Consider the following 6,701-nt stretch of genomic DNA (forward strand, 5'->3'; position numbering starts at 1 on the left):
ACAACATCCTCTTTTGTCAAACGACCGTCTTTACCACTTGCTGCAATAGCTGACGGATCAAGACTATTTTCTTGCACCAATTTTTTAGCAGCCGGGCTCATGATAACTTCGGCAGCAGGGGCCGACTCTTCAGTCGCCGCCGGAGCCGCTTCAGCTGCGGGTGCTGCGGCACTTGTACCGCTTGCGCCAGCTGTAAACTTACCGATGACTTCGCCACTTAGGACAATATCGCCCTCTTGCTTTAAAATAGATTCAATCACACCATCATCTGGCGCAACGACTTCAAGAACGACTTTATCAGTTTCTATATCGACGATGAGTTCATCACGCGATACCTGCTCTCCAGCTTGCTTATGCCAAGTGGCAACTGTTCCATCCGCGACTGACTCTGGGAAGGTTGGGGCTTTAATTTCTGTAGACATTTCCAATCCTTATTAAACTATTCAACATCAAACGCTTGGTTAACTAGCGCATTTTGTTCTTCAACATGTACCGAAATATAGCCTGCAGCAGGAGCAGCGGAGCTTTTACGTCCGGCGTATCTTAAATATATTTTTTCATCAATTTCTTTGAGCACTCGACGCATTCTATGCTGCGTTGGATACCATGCACCCTGATTTTGGGGCTCTTCCTGACACCAAACAACATCACTTGCTTTCGGGTACTGTTCCAAGATGGCCTTAAGATCATCCCCAGGGAACGGATACAATTGCTCGATACGAATCACCGCAGTATCAGTAATTTCATTATGCTGTTGGAAATTCAACAGGTCATAATAAACCTTACCGCTACACATAATGACGCGTTTTATATTGCGAACATCATCAACATAGCTATCGCCAATAACTGTCTGGAATGTACCTGAGCTCAAATCATCAAGCGTTGAGGTAGCTTCTTTGTGACGAAGTAAACTCTTCGGCGTAATGGCGATCAGAGGCTTCCTCAAAGGTCGTTTAACCTGACGACGAAGCATATGGAACACCTGTGCTGGCGTAGTTGGCACACAAACCTGGATATTATGCTCAGCACACAACTGCAAGTAGCGTTCCAAGCGAGCGGAGGAGTGTTCAGGACCCTGACCTTCATAACCGTGAGGTAGTAGCATGGTTAGGCCACATAGGCGCCCCCACTTTAACTCACCACTGGTAATAAACTGGTCAATAACAACTTGTGCGCCGTTTGCGAAGTCACCAAACTGAGCTTCCCAAACTACGAGTGCACCAGGGTTGGTCGTTGCAAAACCATATTCAAAGGCAAGAACCGCCTCTTCCGATAACAAGGAGTCGATAATCTCGCACTTAGGCTGATCTTCTTTGATATTCTGCAAAGGCACATAAGTCGATCCATCTGTCTGGTTGTGTAAAACAACATGACGATGAGAGAAGGTACCGCGACCAACATCTTGACCTGAGATACGAATTTCATGACCTTCTGCTAGCAAACTAGCATAAGCCATTACCTCGCCATAACCCCAGTTCAGCGGCATTGCGCCCTGATTCATTTTATTTCGATCTTCAATGATCTTCTGAACCTGCTTCTGAATAGGAAAGCCTTCATGTATCGCACCTAGCTTTTTACCTAAACGCTGCAAGGTTTTGGCATTGACCGAAGTCTTAGCCTTAGCTGTCCACTCATGGCCAATGAATGGCGTCCAGTCAACATACATAGACTTATTCGGTTCCAGAACCAAACTCTTGGTAACATGATCACCGTTCTCTAGTGCTGAACGGTAGTCATTTTCAAGCTTTTTAGACTGTTCTTGTGAGATCACCTGCTCTTCAAGTAAGCGCTCAGAGTAGATAGAACGAGTTGTCTTCAAGCTCTTGATCACTTGATACATTAATGGCTGCGTGCCCGAAGGCTCATCCGCCTCGTTATGACCACGACGGCGATAGCAGAACAAGTCAATAACGACATCTTTCTTAAACTGATTGCGGAAATCAATTGCAACCTGAGTAGCAAACAAAACAGCTTCGGGGTCATCACCATTTACATGCAAGATTGGCGCTTCGATCATCTTTGCAACGTCGGTACAATACTCTGTTGAGCGCGTGTCTTCACGCTTATTGGTGGTAAAGCCAACCTGGTTATTAATAATAATATGTACGGAACCACCCGTACCATAACCACGAGTTTGTGACATCTGGAAGGTTTCCATCACCACACCCTGACCTGCAAACGCAGCATCGCCATGCATGATAATAGGTACGACAGAATCCCGACGCTCATCTTCCCTTCTACCCTGGCGCGCTCGAACCGAGCCTTCAACAACCGGAGAAACAATCTCAAGATGTGAGGGGTTAAACGATAAGGCTAGATGCACTTCGCCACCTGGCGTCATCACATTCGATGAAAAGCCCTGGTGGTATTTAACGTCACCGGAACCAATATCATGGAGTTTTTTACCGTCAAACTCATCGAACAAGTCTTTCGGGTTTTTACCAAGCGTATTCACCAAAACGTTTAGGCGACCACGGTGAGCCATACCTATAACGATTTCTTTAGCACCATAACCACCGGCACGCTGAATCAGCTCATCCATCATCGGGATCAGACTTTCACCACCCTCCAAGCCAAAGCGTTTGGTACCTGGGTAACGAGAGCCAAGATATTTTTCTAAGCCTTCTGCTGCTGTTAAACGCTCTAGCAGATGGTAGCGCGTATCAAATTCGTAATTGGGCTTACCTTTTACTGACTCAATACGCTCTTGAAACCATGTACGAATATCTGTGTCTACGATATGCATGTACTCAGCGCCAAGCGATGAGCAATAGGTTTCTTTCAGTCCGTTAACAATCTCTCGAAGACTCAACTCATCGGAACCGAAGACCAAGTTACCAATCTGAAATTCGGTATCCAGGTCGGCCTCGCTCAAACCGTGATATTCAAGCTCCAAATCAGGAACATCAACCCGCTCCATCAAACCTAAGGGATCAAGCTTTGCTGCCTGGTGGCCACGAATTCGATAGGAGTTAATCAATTGAGCGACTTTAACTTGCTTCTTATCGTGCTCAGAGGTTGCGCTTGCGGGAGTAGTCAGTTCGTGACTTGCGTATTTGTTTTTGGAAAGGTGGAGAAACTGTTCACGAATGGTCGAATGAGGGATGTCTTTCTTAGCATGACCATTAACTCTTGGGAGTTGGTCAAAGTAGCTTCGCCATTCTTCAGAGACGCTGTTAGGATCAGCCAAATAAGCGTCGTACAGCTGTTCAACGTATACTAAATTTCCGCCAGACAAGTGAGATGTCCGCCAGAGTTGTTCCATGATGCTTTCTTGCATTAAAAGCTCGCCTTAGTTAGCAGTAAATGCGAATACCAGGCACTATCTTATTGGCGGCCAATATGTATCTCTAAGATACCTATACGTAGCCTAACGATAAAAAGCGATTTCGCCTTGTAACGCCCTACATAACAGGCTCGGATGACTGCTGCCTCAAAGATAATACGGGTGTTACCCGATTCCCCAGTGGTTATTATTTCTCAGCGAACTGCAAATTCGGCTTTTTGGGCTTACTTTACAGTTTCCTAAGTTTTCAGACCTAGGCTAAAGCACTAGGTCTGAAAGGATTCATCACTTGATTATAGACATAAATTCAAAACTTGCAGATTATTGCAATTGATTATGTCTCGACGGCAGAAAGTCTACCCTGACCACTACCGTCTTCAGCACTATTAAGTTGAGCGCTGCAACAACATATTTCTAATATGACCAATAGCTCGCGTTGGATTAAGCCCCTTAGGACAAACGCTAACGCAGTTCATGATACCCCGACAACGGAAAACACTGAAAGGGTCATCCAAATCAGCTAAACGCTCTGCCGTAGCAGTATCACGTGAGTCAGCCAAAAATCTGTATGCCTGTAACAAACCTGATGGCCCGACAAACTTGTCAGGATTCCACCAGAATGATGGGCAAGCTGTTGAACAACAAGCACATAAGATACATTCATACAATCCATCCAGCTTTTCACGATCTTGAGGCGTCTGTATACGCTCAATAGCAGGTGCTGGCGTATCATTAATCAAGAATGGCTTAATTTTCTCGTATTGCTTGTAGAACATAGACATATCTACAACCAAGTCACGAATAACCGGCAAGCCCGGCAAAGGACGAATGATTAACTTGTTACCCTTCACAACTTCTGAAAGAGGTGTAATACAAGCCAATCCATTCTTACCATTCATGTTCAAACCATCTGAACCACAAACACCTTCACGACAAGAGCGGCGGTAAGCCAGTGATGGATCTTTTTCCTTAAGCAAGCCCAGGACATCAAGAACCATCAAATCTTTCCCTTCAGGGATCTGTAACTCAACATCCTGCATATAGGGTGCAGTGTCTTGTTCAGGATTATAGCGATATAAACTTACTAACATCTTCCAAATCTCCCCTTAGTAAGAGCGTACTTTTGGTGGGAACGCATCAACGGTCTTAGGCGAGAAATTAACATCACGCTTACCAACGCGCTTCTCTAGAGGGAAGTACATTGAGTGTTTCAACCAGTTTTCATCATCACGCTCAGTAAAATCATTACGAGCATGAGCACCACGACTTTCTTTACGTCCTTCTGCAGCTACAGCTGTTGCGTAAGCAACTTCGAACAAGTTATCCAGCTCAAGCGCTTCGATACGAGCAGTATTGAAAGCAGCGCTCTTATCTTCAAGATGAGTATTCTTAACTCTCTCACCTATTTCGTCGAGCATCTTAAGACCTTTCTGCATGGTCTCACCTTCACGGAAAACGCCAAAGTAAAGCTGCATCGTGCTTTGCAAATCTTCTCGAACCTTAGCAACACTTTCACCGCCAGTCGTATTATCCAAACGATCCAAACGACTTAATGCGGCTTCGATATCAGCCTCTGTTGCATCATCAGTTGCAAAACCTTCGCGCAAAGATTTCTCAATCTGCAAACCGGCAGCACGACCAAATACAACCAAATCAAGTAGCGAGTTACCACCAAGACGATTTGCACCATGAACTGATACACAAGCAGCTTCACCACAAGCATATAGACCTTCGATAACGTGATCGTTACCTTCAGCATCCTGCGTTAGTGCCTGACCACCGATATTAGTCGGAATACCACCCATCATATAGTGACAAGTTGGTACAACCGGAATTGGTACCTTAACCGGATCAACGTGAGCAAATGTACGTGACAATTCAAGAATACCTGGAAGCTTGGCATTCAAGGTTTCTTCACCCAAATGGTCCAACTTCAACATAACGTGATCTTTATTTGGACCACAACCACGGCCTTCTAGTATTTCCATAACCATTGAACGCGCAACAACGTCACGACCAGCAAGATCTTTAGCGTTAGGTGCGTAACGTTCCATGAAACGTTCGCCTTCGCCATTGATCAGGTAACCACCTTCACCACGACAACCTTCTGTTACCAGTGTACCCGCTCCAGCGATACCTGTTGGGTGGAACTGCCACATTTCCATATCCTGCGCTGGGAAGCCAGCGCGAAGCGCCATCCCCATACCGTCACCAGTATTAATCAAAGCGTTAGTAGTCGACTGATAAATACGACCAGCACCACCCGTCGCCATAACAGTTGCCTTAGCCTTAACGTATACACGCTCACCTGTTTCAATACAGATAGCAATGACACCAACCACTGCACCTTTTTGGTTTTTCACCAAATCGACTGCATACCATTCATTAAGAAAGGTAGTGCCGCCCTTCAAGTTGCCCTGGTATAGTGCGTGCAATAGTGCGTGACCTGTACGGTCAGCAGCAGCACAAGTACGTGCAGCCTGAGTCGGATTATCCGGCCCTTTAGACTGGCCACCAAACGGGCGCTGGTAGATACGACCTGCTTCAGTTCGCGAGAAAGGCAAACCCATATGATCCAATTCAAATACAGCCTGAGGGCCAACTGAACACATATATTCAATTGCGTCCTGATCACCGATATAGTCTGACCCTTTAACAGTGTCATACATGTGCCAGCGCCAATCATCATTTGGATCCGCACTTGCGATCGCACAAGTTATACCACCTTGAGCAGAAACCGTGTGAGAACGAGTTGGGAATACTTTAGTAATACAAGCTGTTTTGATGCCGGATTCTGTCAATTGAAGTGCTGCGCGCATACCAGCACCGCCACCACCAATAACTATTGCATCATAATTAAGCGTTCTTAATTTAGACATTTCTTACAGCCCCCAAAGAATCTGAACACCCCAGACCACGTAAACGAACATGACCAGGCCACAACCAGCTTGAAAAATAAACCTGAATACCATTGCTTTTAGATAGTCTGTAGACACCGTCCACAAACCGATCCAAGCGTGAGCACCCAAAGATAACAAAGCAAGTAAAGAAAATACTCTGACACAAGTTTGACTAAACAGCTCACTCCACTGCATGTATGTCAAGTCAGGGTTTAGCACTAGATAACCCAGAATAAATACCGTGTAAGCAGCCAACACAACTGCTGTAACACGCTGAATCATCCAATCATAGAGTCCACTACGACCAAAACTAGTAACACTTGCTACCATAACCAAACTCCTGCCAATAAGATAAGTACAACTGACACTGCTATAACAACTTTGGCACCGAACTGGCCAGCTTCAAGCGTTTCACCAATACCACAGTCCATTAATAAATGTCTAATTCCCGCTACCAAGTGATAAAGAAGCGCAGAAACCAAGCCCCACATAATCAAAGTAACAAAAGCACCGTC

At 45.4% G+C, this 6,701-nt stretch carries 6 protein-coding genes; all 6 read right to left on the bottom strand.

The genetic code is table 11. The features are described 5' to 3' along the window. Positions 1-422 (bottom strand): biotin/lipoyl-containing protein (locus tag A3761_RS06230; RefSeq protein WP_197472891.1); only part of this gene is annotated, 422 nt, incomplete at its 3' end. A 17-nt stretch (positions 423-439) separates the two neighbouring features. Beyond that, positions 440-3,280 (bottom strand): 2-oxoglutarate dehydrogenase E1 component, encoded by a 2,841-nt coding sequence (locus A3761_RS06235; protein WP_068512320.1) that lies wholly within the window; start codon positions 3,278-3,280, stop codon positions 440-442. Between the two features lie 392 nt (positions 3,281-3,672). After that, positions 3,673-4,377, bottom strand: coding sequence for a succinate dehydrogenase iron-sulfur subunit (locus tag A3761_RS06240; RefSeq protein ID WP_068512317.1), 705 nt, complete (start codon positions 4,375-4,377; stop codon positions 3,673-3,675). A gap of 15 nt (positions 4,378-4,392) precedes the next feature. Continuing rightward, positions 4,393-6,165: a succinate dehydrogenase flavoprotein subunit gene (gene sdhA, locus A3761_RS06245; RefSeq protein ID WP_068508435.1), complete on the bottom strand. Its 1,773-nt coding sequence runs from the start codon at positions 6,163-6,165 to the stop codon at positions 4,393-4,395. Positions 6,166-6,168: 3 nt separating this feature from the next. Then, complete coding sequence (sdhD, locus tag A3761_RS06250; protein WP_068508433.1) at positions 6,169-6,516, bottom strand: succinate dehydrogenase, hydrophobic membrane anchor protein; 348 nt, start codon at positions 6,514-6,516, stop codon at positions 6,169-6,171. Beyond that, a partial coding sequence (gene sdhC / locus A3761_RS06255; protein ID WP_068749989.1) for a succinate dehydrogenase, cytochrome b556 subunit occupies positions 6,510-6,701 on the bottom strand: 192 nt, incomplete at its 5' end. The genes sdhC and sdhD, both read right to left, overlap by 7 nt.

This window comes from Oleiphilus sp. HI0123 (assembly GCF_001635315.1).

Coding starts and splice junctions, on each gene's coding strand:
- A3761_RS06235 (WP_068512320.1), bottom strand. CDS start 3,280: ATGCAAGAAAGCATCATGGAACAACTCTGGCGGACATCTCACTTGTCT.
- A3761_RS06240 (WP_068512317.1), bottom strand. CDS start 4,377: ATGTTAGTAAGTTTATATCGCTATAATCCTGAACAAGACACTGCACCC.
- sdhA (WP_068508435.1), bottom strand. CDS start 6,165: ATGTCTAAATTAAGAACGCTTAATTATGATGCAATAGTTATTGGTGGT.
- sdhD (WP_068508433.1), bottom strand. CDS start 6,516: ATGGTAGCAAGTGTTACTAGTTTTGGTCGTAGTGGACTCTATGATTGG.